The sequence below is a fragment of the Actinophytocola sp. genome (genome assembly GCF_036555685.1).
Lineage (GTDB): Bacteria > Actinomycetota > Actinomycetes > Mycobacteriales > Pseudonocardiaceae > Actinophytocola.
In genome coordinates this window covers 1-23,703 of the sequence record NZ_DATBKY010000002.1, presented here as the reverse complement: position 1 = coordinate 23,703, position 23,703 = coordinate 1, and the positions used below count along the sequence as shown (strand labels likewise).

Here is a 23,703-nt window from a genome sequence, read left to right as displayed (position 1 = left end):
AGATATGATATAGCGAAGCAGAGCGAAAGGCACCGCCATGGCCCCACCCGAGTTACTCGAACAGGACGCGATGGTCGACCTCGCCCGCTGGGCCGGCCGCCTGACCCTCGCCGACATCCCCGCACCGGTCGTCGACGGCGTCAAGCGCAGGCTGCTCGACCTGGTCGCCGCCGCGCTCGCCGGCACCCAGGCCGAGGGCGTGCCGGAGCTGCTGCGTGCGGTCGACGGCTGGGGCGGGCGGCCGGTCAGCAGCGTGATCGGCCGCGCGGAGAAGACGTCCGTGCCGCACGCGGTCCTGCTCAACGCCACGATCAGCCGCGCGCTCGAGCTCGACGACGTGCACGAGAAGGCGTTGCTGCACCCGACCGTCGCCACCGCGCCGATCGCGCTCGCCCTCGCCGAGCAGGACTCCGATGTGGACGGTGCACGCGTGGTCACCGCGCTCGTCGCCGCGCAGGAGGTCATGTGCCGGCTGGGCCTCGCGCCGGAGTACCACATCGCGGGCCCGAAGCACCGGCCCCGCGGGTGGTCGTTCACCTACCAGTGCGGCGCACTGGGTGGCGCGCTCGCCGCCGCGCTGGTCCGCGGGCTCGACGCGGACCGCACACTCGACGCGCTCGGCAACGCCTACACCGCGCTCGCCGGCAACCAGCAGGCGATCAAGGAGGCGACGCTCGCGATCCGCGTGCAGCAGGGCGTGACCGCGCAGACCGCGGTGCAGTCCGCGGACCTCGCCGCGCTCGGCATCACCGGTCCGCACGAGGTGCTGGAGGGGGAGTACGGCTGGCTGAGCTACTGGCACGGCGGTGCCTATGACCGGTCGGTGGTCGTCGGGGAGCTGGGCGAGCGGTGGGAGGTGCTCGGCGCGAGCACGAAGCCGTATCCGGTCTGCCGGATCACCCACAACACCGTCGGCGCCACGCTCGCCGCGACCGATGGCGTCGCGCCCGCCGACATCGAGCGGATCGTCGTGCACGTCAACAGCCGGGAGAGCTGGGACGAGGTCGTGCACCCGCTCGAGCGCCGCCGCGCGCCGACGTCGCCGATGGACGCCCAGTTCAGCCTGCCGTTCATCGTCGCGCTGGCCGCCGTGCGGGGCCGGGTGACGCTCGCCGAGCTGACCGACGAGGCGATCCGCGACCCGGAGGTCCTCGCGCTGGCGCAGCGCGTGGAGCCGGTGCTCGACCCGGGCTTCGACCGCGCGGCCGGCCGGGTCATCCCGATGCCGATCACCGTCGACGTCCACCTGCGCGACCGCGAGATGCGCACCCGCCGGTCGGAGTTCCCCTTGGGGCATCCGGGAAATCCGATGGACTGGCCCGCGGTGGCGGCGAAGGTCTGGGACTGTGCCGCGTGGGGCACGACGCCCGCGGACCGCGCGGTGGTCGAGGAGCTGATCGCCGCCGTCCGGTCGCTGGAGACCGACGACGCGCCGGGCCGGCTGCCCGGGCTGCTGGCCCGGGCCAAGGCGGTTCCGGCGTGAAGGCGGCGCGGCTGCACGAGTTCCGGAGTCCACTTCGGATCGACGACGTGCCCGACCCCGAACCCGGTCCCGACGATGTGCTCGTCCGCCTCACCCACGCCGGGGTCAACCCCATCGACGTGCGGCTGCGCGACGGCGGCGCGGGCCGCGTCGAGCTGCCGTTCGTGCCCGGGTGCGACGGGGTCGGGTACACCGCGTCCGGGAACGTCGTGGTGTACGGGGCGGGGCTCGGCCTGCGCCGGGCCGGCACCTACGCCGAGCAGGTCGCCGTGCCGGCGCGGGCGGCCGTGCGGCTGCCGGACGGCGTGGACCCGTTGCAGGCCGCGGGGATCGGGCTCGCCGGCGTCACGGCGTGGGCGCTCGTCGGGCGGCACGTATCGGCCGCGGACCGGGTGCTCGTCCTCGGCGCGAGCGGCGGCGTCGGCACGCTGGCCGTACAGCTCGCCCGCTCGGCCGGGGCCACGGTCTGGGCGCACACCGCCGAGCCGGCCGACGCGGCGGACCTCGGCGCGGACAAGGTGATCGCGGCGGACGCGGCCGGGTTGCGCGACGCCGTGTGCGAGCTCGAGCCGACCGTGGTGCTCGACGGGCTCGGCGGGTCCTACACGGGCGCGGCGGTGCGGGCGGTGGCCGACGGCGGCCGGATCACGGTGTTCGGGGTGAGCGCGGGCGGGCACGGCGAGCTCGACTACGCGGCGCTGTACCGCAAGTCCGTGACGCTGGCCGGGCACGCGAGCCTCGCGCTGTCCGCCTCCGACGTCCGCGACGCGCTGGTCGGCTGCCTGGAGCTCGTCGCGGGCGGCCAGGTGCGGGTCGTGATCGACGCGGTGCTGCCGCTGGCCGCGGTGAACGACGCGCACGACCGGCTGCTCACCCGCCGCGCGACCGGCAAGCTGGTACTCGCGGTCTAGTGTCCCGCGACCGCGTCAAAGCCCACCTTGTCGACGGTCACCTGGCCGACGCTCGGGTCCTGGTCGCGGATCGCCTTGTCGAGGATGGCGACCAGCACCGCGTCCGGCACCAGGCACTCCATGCACGCCTCGGGCTTGGCCTCCAGCACGACGCGTACCGAGTTGTCCGCCTCGATCGAGCCGAGCCGCAGGTCGAAACCGTCCGCGGCGAGTGCCGGCCGCACGTTGTCCAGCGCCTTCTCGACGGCCTGCTGCATGACGGACTCCTCTCGCGTCGGCGGCTCCGGCACCACCGCTACGCATATCATATATCAACGATGGCCGACTGGGCTTGGCCGTAGTGCCCGGCCGGCAGGAAGCACGAGTGGCCGCCGCCCATCCCGCCGGTGACGACGAGCTGGAGCGAATCCGCGTCGTTGACGATCGGGATCCGGCCGTCGACGAGATAGTCCTCCTCGCCCTCCTCGCGGCGCAGGTGGGCGCGCCGCTCGGACAGCGCGTCGGCCGGCAGCGTCGTGTTCGCGACGAGGTGCTCGCGCAGGGCGGCCTTGTCGAAGCCGCCGTCGGTGAGGATCCTCGCGTGCAGCGGGTTGAGCGCGAGCACCGGTGTCGCGTGTGGATCGACGACGTTCGGCGTGCCGACGCTCGGCAGGCTGCCGCAGAACGTCTTCACCACGTCGTTCCAGTCGCCGCTGGAGTCGTGGATGTTGATCGCGGAGTTGACGCCGACGACGGTCAGGACGTCCTGGCCGCGCTCGAACCCGCGGTCGGCGGATAGCGGTGCCCAGGGGCTGTCCTCCTCGTTCTCGCCCACGCAGAGCGTGTACTTGCCGACGAAGCCCTGCGTGCACTTGTCGACCTCGCCCGGCCGCGCGCCGCCGAGGTTGATCAGCGCGAGCCGCACGGCGCGCCCGATCGTGGCGTTGGCCTGCCAGCCGGGACCCATCACACCGGTCGAGCAGTTGAGCCCGACACGGTGCCGGACGGGGCCGTTGACGATCAGCATCGGGGTCAGCGGGTTGGTCGTCGGCTGCATGCCGGCGAGCTGGAAACCCGGCTGCAGCAACAGGTCGAACGCGGTTAGCACGACCGGCAGGTACTCCGGGCGGCAGCCGGCCATGACCGCGTTGATCGCGAGCTTCTCGACCGTGGCCGCGCCGTTCGTCGGCGGCACCGCGCCGAGGTCGGTGGCCGGGTCGCGGGTGGTGCCCTCGAGCATGCGCAGCACGCGCTCGCGGGTCGGCGGCACGACCGGCAGGCCGTCGGTGTGCCCGCGCTCGTGGAGCCAGGCGCTGACGGCCTCGACGTCGTCGGGCAGGTCCTCCACAGTGGACGTCAGCATGTGAGTCCCTCGACGATCGCGGCGGCCCGCTCGCGCAGTGCCGCCCGGATGTCCGGCTCGGGCCGGTCGTTGAGCGGGTGGGGCAGGACCACCCGGGGCAGCTCGGCGGCGCCCGCTCCGGTGGCGACGGCGACCGCGAGGCCGGCGAACGCCTCGGTGAACAGCGTCACCGTCGGCACGCCGCGCCGCTCGAGCTCAACGGAATCGTGGATACACCACGATGTGCAGGAGCCTCAATTGCCGATGCCGACGACGACGGCGTCGCAGTCGGCGGCCATGGCGTCGAGGTCGGCGTCGGGCAGCGTCTGGGCGGCGGAGATGCGCCGCTCGACGATGCGCGTGGCGCCCTGCTCGGTGAGGACCGTCGCGAGCTCGTCGGCGATCACGTGCATGCAGCGCCAGCTGTTGTTGACGATGCCGATCGTTCGTCCGTGCACTGTGGACAGCCGGGTGGCGGTGTTGCCGTCGTGCGTGCCGGGCTGCTCGGCGTAGGGCATCAGGATGTCCACCATGACGGCCTCCTGTCTATCGTATAGTCGGCACTCTAGCAGGCGTTTCTCCTCCGGAGGTGCTCGTGGAGTTCGGTGTGACCCTCCAGTCCGGCGCCGACCCGGCGGCCTTCGCGCGGCTGGCCGAGTCCACCGGCTTCGACTACCTGGCGTGCGGCGAGCACCTCGCCTTCCACGGCCCGACGACCAACGCGTTCATCTCCCTGGCGCACGCGGCGGGGGTGACGTCGCGGATCAAGCTGGTGAGCGCGGTGACGTTGCTGCCGCTGTACCAGCCGGCGATCGCGGCGAAGCTGGCCGCGTCGCTGGATGCCGTGAGCGGCGGCCGGTTCACGCTCGGGGTCGGCATCGGCGGCGAGTACCCGAAGGAGTTCGAGGCGGCGGGCGTGCCGGTCGCGACCCGTGGGGCCCGGACCGACGAGGCATTGGAGGTCATCCACCGCCTGCTGACGTCCCCAGACGTATCGGTGAACGGCCGCTTCACCACGTTCGACGGCGTCACCATCGCCCCGCGCCCGTCGAGCCGGCTGCCGATGTGGATCGCCGGCCGCCGCCCGGCGGCGCTGCGCCGGGTGGCGCGCTGGGGTGACGCGTGGCTGCCGTACCTGCGGACCCCGGAGCAGGTCTCATCCGGTCGCGCCGAGCTGGCGTCGCAGGGCTGGTCGGGCCGCACCGCGCTGTTCGCCTTCACCACGGTCGCCGAAGACGGCGACCACGCTCGCGCGATGGCGGCGGCGCGGGTGGGCCGTACCTACCGCCAGGACTTCACGTCGTTCGCGGCGAAATACCTGATCTCCGGCACGCCGGGGGAGTGCGCGGCCCGCCTGCGCGAGTACCGGGACGCGGGTGTCGACGTGGTGCTCTTCCGCATCGCCTGCCCCCGCAAGGAGGCGGACACGATGCTGCGCCTGCTCGCCGAGGAAGTGGTCCCGCGACTGCACTGACTGGTGAACCCGATTGCTGGCGGAGCGACGGACGCCGTAGCCTCGCGCGGTGGTGCACTTCGCGGATCTTCGGGTCCGGCCCGCTTCGCCCAGCGACCGAGAGTTCCTCTTCGAGGTGCGGCGCGCTGCCCTTCGGGCATACGTCGAACAGACGTCGGGTTGGGACGACGCTGAGCAGCGCACAACCGCTGACGACGAATTCCGCGAACTCCCGTATGCGGTGGTCGAGGAAGGCAGGCGACCCGTCGGCTACGTGTGCGTCATCCATGAGATGGAGTGCGACTTCATCGAGGAGATCGCCCTGCTTCCCGAGGTCCAAGGGCGGGGCATCGGCACCCGGCTGATACGAGACATTCTTCAGGCTGCCCAGCGACGCGGCTTTCCGGTCCGGCTCAGCGTCTTCGCCAGCAACCCGGCCCGGGCCCTCTATGCGCGCCTCGGGTTCGAAGTCGTACGGATCGAGGATCCGCGCATGGCGATGGAGTGGAGCCTGAGCGACGCGGGGTGACCGTTCCGGCCGGCACGATCAGCGAACCGCACCGGTCTCCGCAAGTTCCGCGATCTCGGCTTCGGAGAAACCCCAATCCGCCAACACTTCCGCCGAATGGTCGCCCGGCGCCGGTGGCGGCCCGGCCACCTCACCCGGTGTCCGGCTGAACCGGGGCGCCGGCGCCGGGGCCGGAACCCCCGACACCGGCACGAAACCCGACCGCGCGACGTGATGCGGGTGCGCCGCCACCTCCGCCAAACCCAGCACCGGCGCGAAACACGAGTCCGTCCCCTCCAGCACCTCGCTCCACTCCGCACGCGTCCGGGACCGGAACAACGCCGCCAGCCGGGAGCGCACGGCGGGCCAGTCGTCGCGGGTCAGGGGGTCGGACAGGTCCGACACGTCCAAGCCCAGGCGGGCGAAGAGCGCGCGGTGGAACTTCGGCTCTATCGCGCCGATCGACACCCACCGGCCGTCCGAGGTCTCGTACACCTCGTAGAACGGGGCGCCCGAGTCGAGGTAGTTCGTGCCGCGCTCGTCGAACCACGTGCCGTTGTGGCGGCGGCCGTGGAACTGCGTCATCAGCAACGACGCCGCGTCGATCATCGCCGCGTCGACCACCTGGCCGCGGCCCGATGACCTGGCCTCCAGCAGTGCGCACACCAGACCGAACGCCAGCAGCATGCCGCCCGCGTTGTCACCCACCAGGTTCAGCGGGATGACCGGCGGGCCGCCCGCCCGGCCGATCGGCTCCAACGCACCGGCCAGCGCGATGTAGTTGATGTCGTGCCCCGCCGCCGGCGCCAGCGGACCGGTCTGGCCCCACCCCGTCGCCCGGCCGTACACCAGCGACGGGTTCCGCGCGAGGCAGACGTCCGGGCCGATGCCCAGCCGCTCGGCCACGCCGGGCCGGAACCCCTCGAAGAACGCGTCCGCGCGGTCGATCAGCCGCAGCACCACCGACGCGCCACGCGGGTGTTTCAGGTCCACCAGCACCGACCGCCGGCCGCGGACCACCAGCTCCAGCCGCGGGTTCGGCGCCTGGACGTGCCGGTCGCCGCCGGGCCGGTCCACCCGCACGACCTCGGCGCCCATGTCCGACAGCATCATGCCGGCGAACGGGCCCGGACCGCGCCCGGCCAGCTCGACGATGCGCATCCCGCTCAGTGGTCCCAACGCCGCCTCCGGAGCCTTGTGCCGACGATGTGGCAAGAATATATTCTAGAGCGTCAACCGGAAGGAGGTCGCCGTGGCGACTGAGGTGATCGACCCGCGCATCCCCGCACCCGCGAGTCCGGCCACCCTCGCGCCCAGGCCGCGCACCCTCACCGGCACCCGCGTGCTGCTGCTCGACAACGGCAAGCTCGCCCCGGACTACGGCCCCTACCGCGCGATCTTCGACGTCGTCGAGACCGCGCTCGGCGACGGCACCGAGATCCGCCACCACACCGACGACCTGCTGCGCGGCACCGGTGCCCGCCTCGCCGAGGTGGCTCGCTGGGTCCGCGACCAGGACGTCGCCGGGGTGGTGCTCGCGCTCGGCGACTGGGGCGTCAGCCAGCCGACCGCGATCGTCGCCGCCGAGCTCGAGCGCCTCGGCGTACCGACCTCCCTCGTCACCACCGAGATCGGCGGCCGGCAGGCACTCGCGGCCGCCGCGCGGATGGCGCCCGGCCTGCCGGTCACGACCTTGCGCGCCCTGCGCTCGGCCACCCGGGAGGAGGTCGCCGCCGAGGTCAAGGAGGTCCTCGACGACATCCTCGACGGCCTCACCGGCGAGCCGGCCGGGTTGCGCGAGCGGTTCGCCGCGCGCCCGATCGCCGCGCCCGCCCCGGCCGAGCGCGGCGGCCTGCTCACCCTCGCCGGCGCGGACCCGTCCGCCGAGTTCACCGTGGCCATGCGGGAAAGCCTGCTCGGCGACGGCCTTCCGCTGGTCGCGCCGACCCCGCGGCGCGTCGCCGAGTTCCTCGGCGACCGGGACCCGGACGCCGAGATCTGGCCGGTGATCCCGCCCCGCGACACGCCGGTGCCCGCGGGCCAGGTGGCGGCCGTCGCCGTGGCCGCGGGCTGCCGGCCGCGGTGGGCGCCGGTCGTGTTCGCCGCGTACGAGGCCATGGCCGCGCCGGAGTTCCGCCTGTTCCAGGCCGCCATCACGACACATCCGGGCGGCACCCTCGTGTTCGTCAGCGGGCCGGACGCCGGGCGGTACGGGTTCGCGAGTGGCCGCGGCGCGCTCGGTCCCGGCTTCGAGGCCAACGCGACCACGGGCCGGGCCGTGGCGCTCGGGTACTCGTTCCTGCTCGGCGCGGTGCCCGGCGGCGCCGACCTCACCGCGCAGGGCTCGCCCGCCGAGTACACCTACTGCTGCGCGGAGAACCTCGCCGAGAGCCCCTGGCCCGGCCTGCACGCCGACCTGGGCCACCCGGACGCGACCACGGTCACCGTCCTCAAGTGCGAGGGCCCGCACAACGTGCTCGACCAGCAGAGCTCCGACCCGGCCCGGCTGCTCGGCACGTTCGCGAGCTCGATGGCCACGCTCGGCTCGAACGCCGCGTACGTGGCGACGGCGGAGACCATGCTGCTCCTCAACCCGGAGCACGCCCGGCTGCTCGCCGCCGCCGGCTGGTCCCGCCGCGACGTGCGCGAGTTCCTGTTCGACGCCGCGCGCAACCCGCGCGCCGACCTGCGCGGCCGTGGGCTGGCCCCGATCTGGCCGGCGTGGTTCGACGCCGCGGAGCGCGTTCCGGTCGTGCCGGACGCGGAGAGCCTGCTGGTAGCCGTGGCCGGCGGGGCGGGGCCCGCCTCTCAGGTCGCGATCCCGTGGGGCTACTCCCGGGCGGTGACCCGGGCGCTGTGAGCTCGCCCCCGCTAGACAGTCCACAAAGGAGGATGCTGATGATCCGGATCGTTCGCTGGACCGCGCTGCTGGCAGCCGCGACGCTGGCCCTGACCGCGTGCGGGAGCGACCGTGGCGGCGGGAGCGACGGCACCATCCGGATCGCGATCAGCTCGGACAGCCTCGCCACCCAGCTCGTGCGCATGGCCGCCGACCTCGGGAAGTTCTCCGACGAAGGCCTGGACGTCGAGCTGACGACCAGCAACGGCGGCGCGCAGGCGGTGACCGCGATGCTGTCCGGGAACGTCCAGTTCGCCGCGGCCGGCGCGCCCGAGGTCATCACGACCAACGCCAAGGGCCGGAAGGTGAAGGCGCTCGCCCGCCTCTACTCCGGACTGTCCGGTTCGGTCGTGCTGTCCAAGGAGACCGCGGAGAAGCTCGGCGTCCGGACCGACACGCCGCTCGAGGAGCGGGTGAAGGCACCGGACAAGCCGATCGAGGAGCGGCTCAAGGACCTCGACGGGCTCAGCGTCGCGTTCGCCAGCGCCACGTCGTCGCTGAAGGCGCCGGTGATCAGCTCGGCGGAGAGCGTCGGGGCGAAGGTTGACCCGGTGTACATGAAGCAGGAGAACATGCCGGCCGCGATGACCGCGGGCGCGATCGACGCGCTGCAGGCGTCGCCGCCGGTGTCGGAGCTCGCCGTGCTTCAGGCGGGTGGCGTGATGTGGATCGAGGGCCCGACCGGCCAGTTCCCGGCCGACCACACGCCGGTGTCCTCGTCGACGCTGATCACCACGCAGGAGGAGATCGACAAGGACCCGGACACCGTCCGCAAGATCGCCGCGGCGATCACGAAGACCGCCCAGCTCGTCGCCGACGACCCCGACGCCGCGAAGGCCAACGTGCGGAAGCGGTTCGCCGACGTCGACCAGAAGATCTTCGACGCGGCGTGGGAGGCCAACAAGGGCTCGTTCGTCCAGCCGCGGGTGACCGCCGAGCAGTTCGCGCACGACATCACGGTGCTGCCCGCGGAGCTGGCGACGCCGGACGTCAGGGCGCTGGACCCGAAGGACCTGATCGTGCCCGACGAGTTCAACCCGAAGGACCCCGCGCCGAAGTCGTGACCGGTTACGGATTGACAATATATGGTATGCCGGTCCGGGTTCCGGCAAGCGTGACGGAGGTGCTGTCGTGGCGATGATGACCGAGGGCAAGGACATGGCTCCGGCCGTGACCGGCGATCGCCTCGAGGACCGCGACACGCACGGCCGGTCCAGGTGGACGCTGGCGTTGCTCCGGGTCGGCGTGCTGGCGGTGGCGCTGCTGGTGTGGCAGTTCGTCGCCGGTGCGCTGGACGTGGAGTTCTTCATCAGCAAGCCGACGGAGATCTGGGCGCAGCTGCAGGAATGGATCACGTCCGGCTACCTGCTGGACAACCTGGGCGTGACCCTGCAGGCGACGCTGTACGGCTTCCTGCTCGGTGCGGTCGCGGGCATCGTGGTCGGGTTCGTCCTCGGGTTGATCCCCCTGCTGGGCCGGCTGCTGGACCCGTTCATCACGGCGGTCTACAGCCTGCCGAAGCTGGCGCTGGCGCCGCTGTTCGTGCTGTGGTTCGGCATCGACCTGGAGATGAAGGTCGTGCTGACCGCGGTGATCGTGTTCTTCCTGGTCTTCTGGAACACCTACGCCGGCGTCCGCGAGACCGACGAGGAGCTCGTCGACGTCCTGCGGGTGATGGGCGCGCGGCGCCGGGACATGATCCGCAAGGTCGTCCTGCCCGGCTCGCTCACCTACATCTACGTGGGCCTCAAGCTGGCGATCCCGTATGCCCTGACCGGTGCGGTGGTAGGCGAGCTGATCGCGTCGAACAAGGGCCTCGGCTACATCCTGATGTCGGCGGCGGGCGCGTTCAACACGGCCGGTGTGATGGCGGCGCTGGTGGTTCTCATGCTGATCGCCACCGTCATGAACACGCTGCTGAACCTGACGGAGGGCTACGTGATGCGCTGGAAGCGAGCCGGCCGCGGATAGTCACGAACCCGAACCCGAACGCGTAGCGACAGCACGGGCGGACTCCGGCCCCCGACGACCACTCTACGGACGGCCGCCGGCGGTGTCGGCCGCCGAAGAGCCGGCCTGTGGACGGCGCCACGAGGACGACGGCCCTCCACGCGCAGCAGGCAGGACCTCGTTGAGGCCGAAGGCGGTCACGGCGAGCAGGACCACGACCGCGAACAGCCGGTCGGTCTGGAACGACTGCGCCGCCTGGTTCAGCACGTACCCGACCCCGGTCCCGGCCGAGAACACCTCCCCGACGACGACCCCGGCGAGCCCGTGGGCCACCGCCTGCCGCACGCCCGTCAACGCGTGCGGCAGCGAGCCCGGCAGCACGACCGTGCGCAGCACCACCAACGACGACGCGCCGAACGAGCGTGACGGGTTCGTGCGTCGGATCGGCGGGCGCAGCCGGCCCGGGTCGTGCACGAACTGCGGGGCGGCCGCGCCCTTTCACGCGGAAGCCGGGGTTGGGATGGTCGGGGTCCGGCCGGACCGACAGCAGCATGTCGTCCGGGAGACCACCGCCACCGTCCCGCAGCGGGACTTGCACTGCGCGCAGTAGCCACGCACTGGTCGACCGGCCACCATGGCTGGTCGTCCTCTCGCTCAGCCTGGTGGCGCCTGGTCAGCCCACCGAGTCCTTGACGATGTCGGCGGCGACGGCCTTCTGGTAGTCCACGCCAAGCGGCTGGCCGCTCGCGGCGGCGAAGTCGGACAGCGACTTGAACACCTCGGGCGTGATCAGCGGCGAGTCCGGCACGGCCTTCACCGTGTCGGCGTACGCCGAGTCGAACGTCTTCTGATCCAGGTCGGCGAACTCCTTGCGCAGGCAGGACTTGCCCGCGTCCGGGTCGTCGCGGAGCAGCTTCATCGCGTCGCCCATGCCGGCCACGAGCGCCTTGACCCGGTCGGGGTTCTGCTTGAGCTCGCGGGTGTTCGCCGAGCCGACCAGGTACGGGTAGTTCTTCAGCTCGGGGAACTCGTTGCCGGAGAACAGGATCTGGCCGACGCCCTGCGACTCGGCCTGGTTGCCGTTGGGCGGCGAGCCGGCGAGCACGCCGATCTTGTCGATCTTCATGGCGGCGAACATGTTCGTGTAGTTGTTCAGCGCCAGCATGCGGATGTCCTTGTCGGGGTCCATCCCGTACTTCGGCAGCACGAACCGCAGCAGCTGGTCGATCGAGTCGCCCGGGTTGAGGATCGCGACGGTCTCGCCCTTCAGCGCCTTCACCCGGTCCTCCAGCGAGGAGTCCTTGGTGATGTGCTTCTCCGCCAGCATCTTCTCGCTGCCGACCACCTGGACGCCGTAGCCGATGCTCGCGTTGAACAGCATCTGCACCGGCGCGCCCTCGCGGATCGGGCTCACCGCGGCGGGCGCGCCGGTCATCGCGGACAGCGCGTCGCCGGAGACCAGGCCGGCGATCGCGGACGTGGTGCCCTGCGGTGAGACCGTCAGGTCCACGTCCAGCCCGTGATCGGAGAAGTAGCCCTGGCAGATGGCCACGTACGCGGGCGCCCAGGTGATCACCTTGCCGCCCAGCACGATCGTGGCCTCGCCGAGGTCGTGGCCGCCCGAGCCGCCGGAGTCGCCGTCCTCCCCGCACGACGTGAGCCCGAGAGCGAGCGCGAGAGCCGCGGCGAGAACCGGAAGCCGGCGAATTTTCGGTGCGACCATCTCAACCTCCATAGATGATATATCATCCTAGGAAGTAGTTGGAATGGTGTCAACGAACGGACTCTCACTTGATGTGCCGACACGCAGGGAATTACCTCCTTTTCCAAACCTCTGCGAGTTGGCTATATCGTTTAGTTCACCCTGCGTACACTGAGGCGTACCGCAGCGCGAGGAGAGGTCATGGCGAGCTCATCGATCATGAACAGTGAAGGCAGACCGGACGGCCTGCAGGACTTCGTCGCGCGCCGCCTGGCCAAGGCGATCGCCTCCGGGGACCTGCCGCCGGGCACCCGGCTCTCGCCCGCCCGGCTCGCCGAAGACCTTGGCGTGTCACACATTCCGGTCCGCGAGGCGCTCGCCGCGCTCGAGGCGGTCGGCCAGGTCAAGCGGATCCCACGGGTCGGGTTCTTCGTCGCCGAGCTGTCGACCGACGACATCGAGGACATCTACCACTGGCGCCAGGTGCTCGAGGACGAGGCGCACCGGCTCGCCGTGCCCAAGCTCGAAGAGGCCGACCTCCAGCGCATGCGCGAGATAAACAGCGACATGCTCAAAGCCATCAAGGAGCGCAACACGCCGGCGTGGGTGGAGCTCAACCGCACGTTCCATTTCGTGCCGTTCGAGCGTGCCGGCAGCGACCACCTGATCCGCTTCATCACGCACCTGTGGGACGCCGCGGCGCGCTACCAGAACACGATGGCCTACGTCCGGGTGCCAAAGGACACGCTGCAGGAGCACCACGACGGGCTCATGCGCGCGTTCGAGGCGCGCGACGTGGGCGCGGTCAACGGCTGGATGGCCAAGCACCGGGGGATCACGCTGGACGCCATCCGCAAGATCCACGCCGCGGCGGCGGAGTCCGACACCCGTGCCGAGTCCGGCGAGTCCGGCGGCGGCGCGGACGGCGGGTCGAACAGCGGGTCGAACAGCGCTGCCGGGCCGGCGAAGAAGCGGCCGAAGGCGGCGCAGAAGGCCTGACCGGCCAGGCGGTCACATCTCACCGCCCTCCAGCATGTCGTCCTGCAGGATCGCCCAGAGCTCCTGCTGCAGCTCGCGGAAGCGGTCGTGGAAGCGGACGTCGAACACGTCCCGCGGGCGCGGGATGTCGATGGTCTTGATCGTGCGCATCGTGCCGGGCCGCGAGGACACCACGACCACCCGGTCGGAGAGCGTCACCGCCTCCGCGAGGTCGTGGGTGACGAACAGGATCGTCGTGCCGGCGTCCGACCACAGCCGCAGCAGCTCCTGCTGCATGACGAGCTTGAGCTGGGCGTCCAGCGCGCCGAACGGCTCGTCCATCAACAGCGTCTCGGGCCGGTAGATGAGCGTGCGGGCGAGGATGACGCGCTTGCGCATGCCGCCGGAGAGCTCGGCGGGGTAGTGGCCGCCGAAGTCCGCCAGGCCGACCTTCTCGATCATCTCGTCGACCAGCCCGGCCCGCTCCGCGCGCGGGTGGTGGCGGATCTCCAGCGGGATGGCGACGTTCTGCCGTACCGTCCGCCACGGCAGCAGCGTGTCGGCCTGCGTCACGTAGCCGACGTTCGTGTTCACCGCCGCGACCGGCTTGCCCTGGTAGCGCACCGCGCCGCTGGAGGGCTTCATCAGCCCGGCGGTGATGTTGAGCAGCGTCGACTTCCCGCAACCGCTCGGGCCGACGATGCTGACGAACTCGCCCGGCCGCACGTCGAAGTGCGCGTCGCCGAGCGCCTGGAACGGCTTGCCCTTCTTGAAGAAGCGCTTGCCCACGTGGTCGAAGGAGATCATCGGCGCGCTGTCGGGCGCACCGACCTCACCACCGTCCAGCACCTGCGTCTCCCGCCGCCGCATCGCATCCTCCTCCACCGTCGGTCCGGCCTCGGTCCCCAGTGGCTCAGCCCCGCACGTCGCGCCGCCGCAGCGACCACATCTGCGAGCCCCGCTCGAGCTCGAGTGCCGCCGCCCAGGACACGCCCGGCGGGTCCAGCTCGCGGCGCAGCGACCCGACCACCCGGCGGGCGAGCTCCGGGTCCTTCGCCGCGGTCGCCGCGAGCTCGCGCGCCCGCCCGTCGACCTCGGCCGCGTCGACCGCCTCCCAGGCCAGCCCCAGCTCGGCCGCCCGGATACCGGACACCTCCGCGCCGAACAGCCCGATCGCGGCCGCCGCCTCCCGCCCGACGAGCCGGCCGAGCAGCGCGAAGTGGCCGCCGCCCGGGTGCAGGCCGATGCGGGTGAACCCGGCGATGATCCGCGCGTTCGTCGCCACGATCCGCAGGTCGGTGGCCAGCAGGAGGTTCACGCCGGCGCCGACGGCGGCGCCCTGGACCGCCGCGATCGTCGGCACGGACATCGAGCCGACCCGTACGAACGCGTCGTAGACCGCGCCGAGCTCGGCGAACCGCTCCGGGTCGGCCGGGTCCTCGCCGGCCCGGGCGAGCACGTCGCGCTCGGCGCCGGAGCAGAACGTGCCGCCCCCGCCGCGCACGATCACGGCGCCGACCTCCGCGTTCGCGTCGATCTCGTCGCACGCCCGCGCCAGCCGCCGCGAGGACTCCGGATTCAGCGCGTTGCGGGTCTTCTCGGCCGTCAGCGTGATCGTCGCGATCCCGTCGGCGATCTCGACATCGATTTCCGCGGTCATGAAAGCCCTTCTAGTGCCGGTACTCGAGGACGCTCTTCACCGGGGTGCCGTCCGCGAGCGTGATCGGGGTGACGGGCACCATCGTGGCCTCTCCGAAGCTCGGAGAGATAACGGAGTGCGGACCGGCACCCCCGGCGACCACGATCTGGATCTCCGCCGGGCTGTCCGCGAGCGGGATGCCGGAGTCGGGATGGTCCGACGTGTACCGCTTCGGCCGCCGGTGGCGGACCATGCCGTTCAGCGTCTCCGGCGGGAAGTCCGCCACCCGCACGCGGGCGTGCTCGTAGAGGAACTCCCGCACGTCGTCCTTGGTGAACCCGTCCGCGGCCAGGATCTGCGCGTGCTCCGGGCAGAAGACGATCAGCGGACCGCCGCCGAGCTGGACGTTCTGGTGGCCGACGGTCGCCGCGGCCGAGCAGAACGTGCGCAGGATGCCCTTCGCGCCGCGGCTCGCGAGGTCCAGCACGTTCTGCGTGCCGGTGACCGAGATCAGCGACACCGTGCTGGTCTCCCGGTCGTACCCGCGCTCGACGTGGAACGGCTCCCACGGCGACTCGGCCTCGTTCTCCGCGATGCACATGCCGTACTTGCCCGGCTGGCCCTGGGTGGCCTTGTCCATCGTCTGCGGCGCGCCGCCGCCGATGTTCATCATGCACAGGCGTACCGCGCGGCCCACCGTGGCGTTGGCGCGGAAGCCCTGGCCGAGGCAGTTGCCCTTGCCGTTGAAGCCCAGCTCGTCGGCGATCGGGCCGTTGACCAGGACCATGACCGCGACCGGGTTGGTGGTGGCCTGGATGCCGTAGGTGTTGAAGTCGGGGTGCGCGAGCCCGCGCACCGCGGCCAGCACGACCGGCAGGTACTCCGGGCGGCAGCCGGCCATCACGGCGTTGACGGCGACGTTGTGGACCGTCGCGTCCGCGCGGGTGGCCGGGATCTTGCCGACGGACTCGCCGGGGTCGAGGTCGGTGTACTCGAGTGCGGCGGCCACGGCCCGCTCGGTGGGCGGCACGATCGGCAGGCCGTCGGTCCAGCCCTGCTCCTCGTAGTGGTCCTGCAGGTCGGCGAGCTCGCCGGAGACGGTCAGCAGCTCGGGCATCAGATCACCCCGTCCGCACGCAGCGCCGCGACCGTGGCCTCGTCGAGGCCGAGCTCGGCGAACACGGCCGCGTTGTCGGCGCCGCGGGCCGGGCCGGCCCGCTCGACGGTGTGCTCGCGGCTCGGGAACTTGGGCACCACACCTTGCATGAGGACCGGGCCGAGCACGTCGTCGGGCACCTCGATGAGGTCCTGGCGGGCCTGGAACTGCGGGTCCGCGACGATGTCCTCCGCGGAGAAGACCTGCTGGTGGACGGCGTCGGCCTCGGCGAGCCGCTTGGACAGCGTCGCCCAGTCCCACTCGGCGGCCCAGCGGTGCAGCAGCTCGTCGCACTCGTCGAGGAACTCGACCACCGCGGCCGGGTCGCTCATCATCACGCCGGCGTCGACGCGGGCCATCTGCGGCACCGCCTCCGCGGCCTGCAGGATCCGGCGGATCGCCACCGGCCCGACCGCGCTCACGACGAACCACTTGCCGTCCGCGGAGCGGAAGAGGTTGCGCAGCACGCCATGGCTGGTCAGCTTGTTGCCCGGACGCACCGGGGCGGTGCCGAACTGCTGGTAGCTCGCGATCTGCGTCGGGATGATCCGGAACAGCCCCTCGTAGAGGGCCATGTCGACGACCTCGACACCGGTCGGCGGCCCGTTGTGCGCGCGGCCCCACAGCGCCGCCATGATCCCGAACGCGCCGAACGTGGCCGCCACGCCGTCGGCGAGCGTGGTCGAGGGGAACGTCGGCGGTCCGTCCGGCTCGCCGTTGAGGTGGGCGAACCCGCTGATCGCCTCCGCGATCGTGCCGAACCCGGGCCGCCCGGCCTCCGGGCCGGTCTGCCCGAACCCGGAGATGCGCAGCATGACCGCGTCGACCCCGGCCGCGGTGAGGTCGGCCGGGCCGAGGCCCCACTTCTCGAGCGTGCCCGGGCGGAAGTTCTCGCAGACGACGTCGGCGCCGCGGGCCAGCTCGACGGCGATCTCGCGGCCCTTCTCGGTGTTGATGTCGAGCGTGATCACCCGCTTGCCGCGCTGGATCACCGACCACCACATCGACTGCTCGCCCTTGCGCGGCAGCATCGTGCGGATCGAGGTCTTCCTCGGGTGCTCCACCGCGATCACGTCGGCGCCGAGGTCGGCGAGCAGGCTCGCGGACAGCGCGCCCGAGTACTGGTGGGACAGGTCGAGCACGCGCAGGCCCGCCAGGATCGGGCTGCCGTGCGCAGGTTCGCGGGTTGCCGTCATCTCGCCTCCACCCTCGCCACCACGCCGGCGTCCACCAGCGCGTCGATGCGCTCCCGGTCCAGGCCGAGGAGCTTGCCGAGCACCTCGTCGGTGTGCTCGCCCATCACCGGCGGGACTGTCGCCGGTGATGGGCTCCACCGGTCGGATTCCACCGGCAGCTTGATGACGTCCAGCTCCGCACCGACGATCCGCTGCACGACCCGGTTGTGCACGGCCTGCTCCGCACGGATCGCGTCGTGCAGCTCGAGCACGGGGCTGTTCGGCACGTCCGCCGCCTCGAGCACCGCGAGCCACTCGGCCCGGGTGCGCAGCCGGAATATCTCCTCCAAAGTGGACAGCAGGACGTCGCGATGCGCCAACCGGTCGGCGTTGGACCCGAAGCGGGGGTCGTCCTTCCACTCCGGATGGCCCACCGCGTCGCAGAGCCGGCGCCAGAAGCCGTTGGTGAACGCGCCGACCATCACGTACTGCCCGTCGCTGCACAGGAACGCCTGGTACGGCACGATCTGCGCGTGCCCGCGGCCCAGCCGGGGGATGGTCTTGCCGAGCGTGGCGACCGACGGGATGTAGTTCGCCATCATCGCCATCGACGCGTCGAGCATCGCGATCTCCACGTGCTGGCCCTCGGGCAGCGCGTCGCGGCGGTGCAGCGCGGCGAGGATGCCGGCGAGCGCGAACAGGCCGGTGGCGTAGTCGGAGATCGGCGCGCCGATGCGCACCGGCCCGCCGTCGACCTCGCCGGTGATGCCCATCAGCCCGGAGACCGACTGCATGATGATGTCGTTGGCCGGCCGGTCCCGCCACGGCCCGGACGAGCCGAACGCGGAGATCGAGCAGTAGACGAGGCCCTCGCGGACCCTGCGCAGGTGCTCGTAGCCCAGGCGGTGCCGGTCGAGCACACCGGGCCGGAAGTTCTGCACCACGACGTCGCAGGTGCGCGCGAGTCCGGTGGCGATCTCGCGGCCGTCCTCGGTGGACAGGTCGACCAGCACGCTCTTCTTGTTGCGGTTGAGCGCGAGGTAGTAGTCGGACTCGATGGGCCCGAGCATCGGCTCGCCCATGTAGCGCGCGCCGTCCCCGCGGCCCGGCTTCTCGACCTTGACGACCTCCGCACCCAGATCGGCGAGAAACATCGTCGCGAACGGCCCGGCGGCCGCGTGCGAGAAGTCGAGCACACGAAGCCCGTCCAGCGGTAGGGCGGTCTGTCCCACGGTTGGATCCCCTTCTGGTCGGTCAGCGCCGTCTGGTCAGCGCGTGTATGTGGAGCGCGGCGTCACCACCTCGCGATAGGCCGCCGCCACCTCCTCGGCGGGGTGCGTCAGGCCGAACACGACCTCGTCGTAGGCGTCGTCGGTCAGTGCCCGCATCTCCTCGTCGGAGATCTGCCCGATGGGGTGGGGCAGGATCTGGATGGGCACAGTGCCGAGGCCCAGTGCGGTCACCTCCATCCGCGCCTTGAACCCGAACGGCTCGGTGATGACCGAGACCGTCGGGATGCCGAGCTTCTCGAGCGTGACTCCGTCGTGGACACTCCACGAGCTGCAGGAGCCTCAATCGCCGAACGCGGTGACGACGAGGTCGCACCCGCGCATCTCGTCGAGGACGTCGGGTTCCATCGGCTTGCTCGCGGTGGGCTTGGCCTGCCAGACGAACTCGACGTCCTGGTGCCGCTCGGTGATGAGCTCCTGGAGGCGGTGCAGGTAGATGTCCGCGTTGACCTTCGCGTTCCACAACAGGCCGATGCGCTTGCCGTCGAGCGTGCCGGGCCGCTCGGCGAGTGCCGGGCCATCGGTCTGCTCGGGCCGGTCGGGGGTGGGGCGGAAGACACGGTACGTCGTCACGCGGACCTCCACAGGAGAGCTAGCTACAATATATTCGAGCCTAGGTTGTGGGCTTCGCGGTTGTCAATGAACAGTGTCTGAGCTGCGGGTTCGGGTTTCGGCCCGGTGAGTGGGGCGCCGACCGTGTGGCCGGGACCGCTGCGGCGCCACGCGATCGCGACGCTCGTCGACTCGGCCGGCGCCGGCATGTTCGGGACCAGTGGCGGGCCTGCCGGCCAGGGTCAGCGGTGGATGATCGTCCAGCGCTCGGTCCGCCGGGGGCCGTCGGGGGTGCGGTACTCGGTCGCCGTGGTCACCAGGAGCATCGGGCCGTCGCGGCCCTGCTTCTCCACCACCGACTCGAAGGTGGTCACCGCCTCGATGGTCTCGCCCGCGCGGATCGGGGCGTGGAAGTCCACCGAGCAGCCACCCATCAGCCGCCGCCGCAGCGCGGGGTGGTCGATCGCCACCTCGGCCGGGCGCCGGCGGCGGCCGTCGGGGGCCACCACGCCGCCCACCGCGAACGGCGGCAGGAACAGCGGCGGCGCGACCGTGGGCTCCGCGGGCGCGGGCAGGCCGATCGCCTCCGCGTAGCGCAGGATGTCCGCCTCGCGCACGTCCACCCGCACGGGTGCCCACGCCTGCCGGCCGATCAGCCCGGTAACCGTTCGCAGCGCGCCGGCCCAGTCCATCGCCCGCTCCTCGGTGTCCATGGTTCGCTCCGCTCAGATCGACGCCAGGGCCGACCGGTAGATCTCCACCGCCCGGTCCTCGCGCGGGTAGTCGAACGCGTGCCGGCCGAGCGAAAGCTCCTCCGGGGAACCCGGCGCCACCGGGTGCTCGGCCAGCCACACCGCCGCCCGGCGGGTCGCCTCCGTCACGCCGACGACGTCCCGGTAGCCGAGCGCGCGGATCGCGCCGAGATCGAACACCGTGTTCTGGCGCAGCGCGAACGGGTTCCCGCACGGGCTCGCCGACATCGGCACACCGACCACCTCGAACGAGTGGCCGAGCGCACCGGCCACCTCGGCCGCGATCGCCGCGACGCTCAGCACCTGCTCGTCGCCGACGTTGAACGTCCGGCCCGCGGCGCCGGGATGCGCCATGGCCAGCAGCACGGCCGCGGCGAGGTTGTCGGCGTACCCGCGCTGCGGCAGCATCAGGCCGTCGCCCTCGAGGGCCAGCACGCGTCGGCCGTCCAGCACGCGCCGCACGAAGTACCACTCGAACGGGATGTACGCGTAGGGGCCGTAGACCATCGTGTACCGCAGGATCGCCGCCTCGAACGCGCCCCGCCCCGCCGCCTCGGCCACCAGCCGCTCACCCTGCTGCACCCCCGCCGAGAGCTTGTCGCCCGGCAGGTCCGCGAGCGGCCGCGCCGGGGGGTCGCCCTCGCGCAGCGGCAGCGGGTAGCCGGGCCGCCCGACCGGCACCTGCCAGCCCGAGTACGCCGGCAGCCCGGTCACCGCGACCAGCCGGCCCACCCGTCCGGAGAGGACGGTCACCACGTGCCGCAGCCGCCCGGAGGTCGACACCGCCACGTCGAAGGACCGCGAGCCGAGCGCGGCCGCCAGCCCGTCGAGCGACGTGGGGTCGGTGTGCAGGTGCTCGACCGCACCGCCGAAGTCCACCTCGTGCGCGCCGGTGTGCAGGATCGTCACCCGGTCGCCGGCCGCCAGCAGCCGGCGCACCACCGCGTACCCCGTCGGCCCGGTGCCGCCGACGACGAGCACCGTCCTCACGGGCGCACCCGTGCCGAGCCGCTGACCACGGTCGTGCCGGAGCCGTCCCGGATCCACAGCCGCGCCGAGCCGGCCGACAGCGAACCGCCGCACACCAGGTCGGTGTCCACGGGCACGACGGCGTGGTTGCGCCAGGCCAGGTGCTCGAGCGTGCCGGCGCCGTCGAGCACGCGCGCGAGGTAGGTACCGAGCAGCGGTCCCTGCACGATCGGCCGGTCCAGCCCCTCCGCGCGCGCCTGTACCGGGTCGAAGTGCAGCAGCTGGAACTCCCACATGGCCGCCGCGTAGCGGACCGTGTCCAGCAGTCCGGGCCGCACGGACAACTCCGGCAGATCCACGGGTGGCTCCTTACTTCAGGTACGGGTCCCAGCGGTCCTGCAGGCCGTCGCCGAGCATGTTCGCGCCGAGCACGAGCGCGACTAGCGCGATGCCGGGGAACGCCGGATACCACCAGGCGAGGGCGAGGTAGTTGCGGGAGTCGGACAGCATCTGGCCCCACGACGGGGTGTTGGGGTCGACGCCGAGGCCGAGGAACGACAGCGAAGCCTCGCTGATGATGAACCACGCGAAGTTGAACGTGGTGATCACGATGATCGACGAGCGTACGTTCGGCAGGATGTGGCGCAGCAGGATCCGGGTGTGCCCGGCGCCGAGCGCGCGGGCGCCGTCGACGAACTGCCGCCGGGAGATCGACATCGTCTCGCCGCGCACCACCCGGGCGAAGAGGATCCACCCGCCGACGATCAGCACCGCCACGATGTTGGTGACCCCGCGCCCGATGGCCGCCACCACGACGATCGCGAGCGCGAGGAACGGGAAGGACTGCTGGATCTCCGCGATCATCGTGACGATCGCGTCGAACACGCCGCGGAAGTAGCCGGCGAGCAGCCCGATCGTCACGCCGATCAGGCCCGCGCCGAGCACCGCGAGGCCGCCGACGACCAGCGACACGCGCGCGCCGTAGATGACCCGGCTCAGGATGTCGCGGCCGAGGTGGTCGGTGCCGAGGACGTGGTCGCCGGTGCCGCCCGCCGACCACGCCGGCGGCGCGAGCCGGTGTAGGAGGTCGATCGCGTTCGGGTCGTGCGGCGCGAGCCAGGGCGCGGCGATTGCGACGATCACGATCGGCACGACCAGGACCAGCCCGATGGTGATCTGCAGCCGGCCGGCCTTGCGTACCCGCCGCGTGCGCGCCGCCGCCGCGGGGAGTCGGATCGCGAGATCGGCCATCACGTCCTCCGCAGCCGCGGGTCGAGCAGCGTGTAGGCGAGGTCGAGCAGCATGTACGTGATCACCACGACCAGCGCCACCATGAACACCGCGCCCTGCACGACCGGGAAGTCGCGCTGCAGCACGCCGTCCACCATCAGCCGGCCGACGCCGGGCCAGGCGAACACGACCTCGGTGACGAGCGCGCCGCCCATGAGCGTGGAGAACATGTACGCGGTGAGCGTGAGGATCGAGATGCCGCTGTTCTTCAGCGCGTGCACGCCCACCACGCGAGACGTGCGCAGCCCCTTGGCGTTCGCCGTCTGCGTGTACTCCGCCGACAGCGACTCGATCATGCTCGCGCGCGCGATGCGGGTCGTGTTGGCGAGCGAGAACGCGCCGAGCGTCAGGGCCGGCAGGACCAGGTGGCTCAGCCCGCCGCGGTCGGAGGAGGGGAACCACTGAAGCGTCACCGCGAAGATCAGGATCGCGATGATGCCGAGCCAGAACGTGGGCACCGACTGGCCGACGAGCGCGCCACCGACCACGACCTTGTCCGGCCAGCGGCGGCGCATCCGCGCGGCGAACGAGCCGAGCAGCGTGCCCCCGACCGTCGCGATCAGCACGGCGGCACCGGCGAGCTCCAGCGTGGCCGGCAGCCGCTCGAACACGATGTCGGCGACCGGCCGCTGCTGGAGGTAGGACGTGCCGAAGTCGAGCCGCGCGAAGTGGCCGAGGAACACCAGGTACTGCACCAGGATCGGCTTGTCCAGCCCGAGGTCGGCGCGGACCGCGGCCTGCTGCTCCGGGGTGGAGGTGTCCGGCAGCATCAGTGCCACCGGATCACCTCCGAGCCGCTGCAGCAGGAAGATCACGGTCAGCGCGCCCCAGATCACCACGATCATCCGTGGGATCCGCCGGAGCAGGTAGCCCGCCATGGTCAGGCGCCGGAGGTCCGCTTGGCGTCGAACAGGTCGATGTAGGTGGACGGCAGGAACTTCACGCCCTCGACGCTCGGGTCGACCGCGTAGAGCCCCGGGTCCGAGTGGAACGCGACGAAGTAGGCCTGGTCCTGCGCGTACTGGGCGAGCTGGGTCAGATAGTCACCGCGTTCCTTCGTGTCGGTGATCGTGAAGCTGTGGTCGAGCATCTGGTCGAGCTTGGGGTCCGCGTCGATCTTGCGGATATTGTCGCTGCGGAAGATCTCGATCGTCCACGACAGGTCGTAGGCCGGCGCGTCCTGGATGGACCAGTAGTTGATCGGGCCCCACTTGCCGGTGTAGAGCCGGTCGAGCCACGCGCCGCTCTCCATCGGGTTCTGCTTGACCGTGATGCCGACGGCCTGCAGGTAACCGGTGATCGCCTGCGCGGTCTCCTTGTCCCGGTAGTAGCGGCCGAGGGAGTAGTCGAACCCGAGTGTCAGGCCGTCCTTGTAGCCGGCCTCGGCGAGCAGCTGCTTTGCCTTGTCCGGATCGTACGGCCGCGACTTGACCTCGTCGCTGTAGCCGACCGAGTCCTTGCCGACGAGCTCGCCGTGCAGGTCCGTGCCGTAGTTCTGAGTGATCGACTTGCGCAGCGCGTCCTTGTCGATCGCGTAGTCGATGGCCTGCCGCACGCGGATGTCCTTGAGCGGCGTCCCGGTCGTGGTCTGGAAGAAGATGTTCGCGCTCTGCCCGGAGGGAACGGAGACCAGCTTCTTGCCGCCACCCTTGATCTGGTTCGCGAAGTCGGGCAGC

26 protein-coding genes are annotated in these 23,703 nt (G+C 71.6%); 8 read left to right on the top strand and 18 right to left on the bottom strand.

Going from position 1 to position 23,703, the window contains the following annotated elements:
- Positions 1 to 37 precede the first annotated feature (37 nt).
- Together VH969_RS00155 and VH969_RS00150 are read left to right on the top strand one after the other, a co-directional pair.
- Positions 38 to 1,483, top strand: coding sequence for an MmgE/PrpD family protein (locus VH969_RS00155; protein ID WP_331968259.1), 1,446 nt, complete (start codon positions 38 to 40; stop codon positions 1,481 to 1,483).
- A complete protein-coding gene (locus VH969_RS00150) occupies positions 1,480 to 2,394 on the top strand; it encodes a quinone oxidoreductase family protein (protein ID WP_331968256.1) in 915 nt (304 codons plus the stop codon). The genes VH969_RS00155 and VH969_RS00150 overlap by 4 nt, the downstream gene beginning before the upstream one ends.
- On the opposite strand, the gene VH969_RS00145 is transcribed toward VH969_RS00150, so the two are convergent.
- Genes VH969_RS00145 through VH969_RS00135 form a run of 3 tightly spaced genes read right to left on the bottom strand, consistent with a single transcriptional unit; the run spans position 2,391 to position 4,248 of the window.
- Complete coding sequence (locus VH969_RS00145) at positions 2,391 to 2,651, bottom strand: NifU family protein (RefSeq protein ID WP_331968253.1); 261 nt, start codon at positions 2,649 to 2,651, stop codon at positions 2,391 to 2,393. The genes VH969_RS00150 and VH969_RS00145 overlap by 4 nt on opposite strands.
- 47 nt (positions 2,652 to 2,698) lie before the next feature.
- Positions 2,699 to 3,736 carry a hypothetical protein gene (locus tag VH969_RS00140; protein WP_331968250.1) on the bottom strand — a complete coding sequence of 346 codons (1,038 nt, stop codon included), beginning with the start codon at positions 3,734 to 3,736 and terminating at the stop codon, positions 2,699 to 2,701.
- Positions 3,730 to 4,248 carry a UGSC family (seleno)protein gene (locus VH969_RS00135; RefSeq protein WP_331968247.1) on the bottom strand — a complete coding sequence of 173 codons (519 nt, stop codon included), beginning with the start codon at positions 4,246 to 4,248 and terminating at the stop codon, positions 3,730 to 3,732. The genes VH969_RS00140 and VH969_RS00135 overlap by 7 nt, the downstream gene beginning before the upstream one ends.
- 74 nt (positions 4,249 to 4,322) lie before the next feature.
- On the opposite strand from VH969_RS00135, the gene VH969_RS00130 reads away from it, so the two are divergent.
- Together VH969_RS00130 and VH969_RS00125 are read left to right on the top strand one after the other, a co-directional pair.
- On the top strand, positions 4,323 to 5,189 hold the full coding sequence (locus tag VH969_RS00130) for an LLM class flavin-dependent oxidoreductase (RefSeq protein ID WP_331968244.1): 867 nt from the start codon (positions 4,323 to 4,325) through the stop codon (positions 5,187 to 5,189).
- Positions 5,190 to 5,238: 49 nt separating this feature from the next.
- A complete protein-coding gene (locus VH969_RS00125) occupies positions 5,239 to 5,697 on the top strand; it encodes a GNAT family N-acetyltransferase (RefSeq protein ID WP_331968241.1) in 459 nt (152 codons plus the stop codon).
- A gap of 18 nt (positions 5,698 to 5,715) precedes the next feature.
- Here VH969_RS00125 and VH969_RS00120 read toward each other — a convergent pair whose 3' ends face one another.
- Positions 5,716 to 6,837 carry a CaiB/BaiF CoA transferase family protein gene (locus VH969_RS00120; RefSeq protein ID WP_331968286.1) on the bottom strand — a complete coding sequence of 374 codons (1,122 nt, stop codon included), beginning with the start codon at positions 6,835 to 6,837 and terminating at the stop codon, positions 5,716 to 5,718.
- A gap of 91 nt (positions 6,838 to 6,928) precedes the next feature.
- Here VH969_RS00120 and VH969_RS00115 point away from each other — a divergent pair, with 91 nt between their 5' ends.
- The 3 genes from VH969_RS00115 (at position 6,929) to VH969_RS00105 (ending at position 10,546) form a co-directional block, all read left to right on the top strand.
- The gene (locus VH969_RS00115) at positions 6,929 to 8,536 is read left to right on the top strand and encodes a UGSC family (seleno)protein (RefSeq protein ID WP_331968238.1); all 1,608 of its coding nucleotides are present in this window, start codon (positions 6,929 to 6,931) and stop codon (positions 8,534 to 8,536) included.
- Between the two features lie 38 nt (positions 8,537 to 8,574).
- Positions 8,575 to 9,639, top strand: a complete 1,065-nt coding sequence (locus VH969_RS00110) for an ABC transporter substrate-binding protein (protein WP_331968235.1) — start codon at positions 8,575 to 8,577, stop codon at positions 9,637 to 9,639.
- Between the two features lie 73 nt (positions 9,640 to 9,712).
- Positions 9,713 to 10,546: an ABC transporter permease gene (locus VH969_RS00105; protein WP_331968283.1), complete on the top strand. Its 834-nt coding sequence runs from the start codon at positions 9,713 to 9,715 to the stop codon at positions 10,544 to 10,546.
- 63 nt (positions 10,547 to 10,609) lie between these two features.
- Here the strand turns inward: VH969_RS00105 and VH969_RS00100 are convergent, their stop codons facing one another.
- On the bottom strand, positions 10,610 to 10,999 hold the full coding sequence (locus tag VH969_RS00100; RefSeq protein ID WP_331968232.1) for an ABC transporter permease: 390 nt from the start codon (positions 10,997 to 10,999) through the stop codon (positions 10,610 to 10,612).
- A 199-nt stretch (positions 11,000 to 11,198) separates the two neighbouring features.
- A complete protein-coding gene (locus VH969_RS00095) occupies positions 11,199 to 12,248 on the bottom strand; it encodes an ABC transporter substrate-binding protein (protein ID WP_331968229.1) in 1,050 nt (349 codons plus the stop codon).
- Positions 12,249 to 12,428: 180 nt separating this feature from the next.
- Between VH969_RS00095 and VH969_RS00090 the strand changes: the two genes are divergently transcribed.
- On the top strand, positions 12,429 to 13,226 hold the full coding sequence (locus tag VH969_RS00090) for a GntR family transcriptional regulator (protein ID WP_331968226.1): 798 nt from the start codon (positions 12,429 to 12,431) through the stop codon (positions 13,224 to 13,226).
- A gap of 12 nt (positions 13,227 to 13,238) precedes the next feature.
- On the opposite strand, the gene VH969_RS00085 is transcribed toward VH969_RS00090, so the two are convergent.
- The 12 genes from VH969_RS00085 to VH969_RS00025 all read right to left on the bottom strand — a co-directional run.
- On the bottom strand, positions 13,239 to 14,075 hold the full coding sequence (locus VH969_RS00085; RefSeq protein WP_331968223.1) for an ABC transporter ATP-binding protein: 837 nt from the start codon (positions 14,073 to 14,075) through the stop codon (positions 13,239 to 13,241).
- Positions 14,076 to 14,118: 43 nt separating this feature from the next.
- Positions 14,119 to 14,865: an enoyl-CoA hydratase-related protein gene (locus tag VH969_RS00080; protein ID WP_331968220.1), complete on the bottom strand. Its 747-nt coding sequence runs from the start codon at positions 14,863 to 14,865 to the stop codon at positions 14,119 to 14,121.
- Positions 14,866 to 14,875: 10 nt separating this feature from the next.
- On the bottom strand, positions 14,876 to 15,961 hold the full coding sequence (locus tag VH969_RS00075) for a hypothetical protein (protein ID WP_331968217.1): 1,086 nt from the start codon (positions 15,959 to 15,961) through the stop codon (positions 14,876 to 14,878).
- The gene (locus tag VH969_RS00070; RefSeq protein ID WP_331968214.1) at positions 15,961 to 17,196 is read right to left on the bottom strand and encodes a CaiB/BaiF CoA transferase family protein; all 1,236 of its coding nucleotides are present in this window, start codon (positions 17,194 to 17,196) and stop codon (positions 15,961 to 15,963) included. The genes VH969_RS00075 and VH969_RS00070 overlap by 1 nt, the downstream gene beginning before the upstream one ends.
- Positions 17,193 to 18,407, bottom strand: coding sequence for a CaiB/BaiF CoA transferase family protein (locus VH969_RS00065; protein WP_331968211.1), 1,215 nt, complete (start codon positions 18,405 to 18,407; stop codon positions 17,193 to 17,195). Before VH969_RS00065 ends, VH969_RS00070 begins: the two co-directional genes overlap by 4 nt.
- 36 nt (positions 18,408 to 18,443) lie before the next feature.
- Positions 18,444 to 19,037, bottom strand: a complete 594-nt coding sequence (locus tag VH969_RS34620) for a UGSC family (seleno)protein (RefSeq protein ID WP_422653106.1) — start codon at positions 19,035 to 19,037, stop codon at positions 18,444 to 18,446.
- A 221-nt stretch (positions 19,038 to 19,258) separates the two neighbouring features.
- Positions 19,259 to 19,729 (bottom strand): FAS1-like dehydratase domain-containing protein, encoded by a 471-nt coding sequence (locus VH969_RS00050; RefSeq protein ID WP_331968203.1) that lies wholly within the window; start codon positions 19,727 to 19,729, stop codon positions 19,259 to 19,261.
- 12 nt (positions 19,730 to 19,741) lie between these two features.
- Entirely contained in the window at positions 19,742 to 20,758 is a 1,017-nt protein-coding gene (locus tag VH969_RS00045; RefSeq protein WP_331968200.1) for an NAD-dependent epimerase/dehydratase family protein, read from the bottom strand.
- Entirely contained in the window at positions 20,755 to 21,096 is a 342-nt protein-coding gene (locus VH969_RS00040; RefSeq protein ID WP_331968197.1) for a hotdog family protein, read from the bottom strand. Before VH969_RS00040 ends, VH969_RS00045 begins: the two co-directional genes overlap by 4 nt.
- Positions 21,097 to 21,106: 10 nt before the next feature.
- Entirely contained in the window at positions 21,107 to 21,988 is an 882-nt protein-coding gene (locus tag VH969_RS00035; RefSeq protein WP_331968194.1) for an ABC transporter permease, read from the bottom strand.
- Positions 21,988 to 22,905 carry an ABC transporter permease gene (locus tag VH969_RS00030; protein WP_331968191.1) on the bottom strand — a complete coding sequence of 306 codons (918 nt, stop codon included), beginning with the start codon at positions 22,903 to 22,905 and terminating at the stop codon, positions 21,988 to 21,990. Before VH969_RS00030 ends, VH969_RS00035 begins: the two co-directional genes overlap by 1 nt.
- Positions 22,906 to 22,907: 2 nt before the next feature.
- Positions 22,908 to 23,703: ABC transporter substrate-binding protein (locus VH969_RS00025; RefSeq protein WP_331968188.1), on the bottom strand; the 796-nt coding region annotated here is incomplete at its 5' end.